This window comes from Lactobacillus sp. C449L (assembly GCF_059900815.1).
Window position 1 is genome coordinate 1 of sequence record NZ_JBWXGA010000425.1, and the last position, 400, is coordinate 400.

Annotated in this window: 1 protein-coding gene; it reads left to right on the plus strand. The window is 60.0% G+C overall.

Translation table 11 applies throughout. The features are described from left to right. The coding region (locus tag AC2JF9_RS10100; protein WP_500727503.1) for a hypothetical protein at window positions 1-400 on the plus strand (400 nt) is incomplete at both ends.

Here is a 400-nt window from a genome sequence, read left to right on the forward strand (position 1 = left end):
TCTGCTGGAAGCGCTGCTGAACGAAAACATCGTCGTAAGCGTCCTTCGCCAGGAGCGTATCGGCGTCGAGTCGGGCGAGCGAGCGGGCGATTCCTCCGGCGCCGGGTTGTATGTCAGGGAGTCCGTCTTACAGGGCGCGCGGAGCGGCTTTCTCGTGTCCCACAACATAGCGTTGGTGGACGCAAAGCATGTGCCGCCCGCTTTATTCGAGAAAATCGCGCTTCGGCAGGAGGGCATCGGCAAAGCGATGAGCTCCCTCGGCATGCCGTCGTTCCGCAAGGTAGCCGACGCCGGCCGCATCGACAAGGAGAAAGCGTTCGATCTGTTCGGAAAGCCGCTTGCGCTTCGGTTTCCGGAGCCGTCGGCGAAGGTGCCTTATAAAAAATATGCGATGTATTTC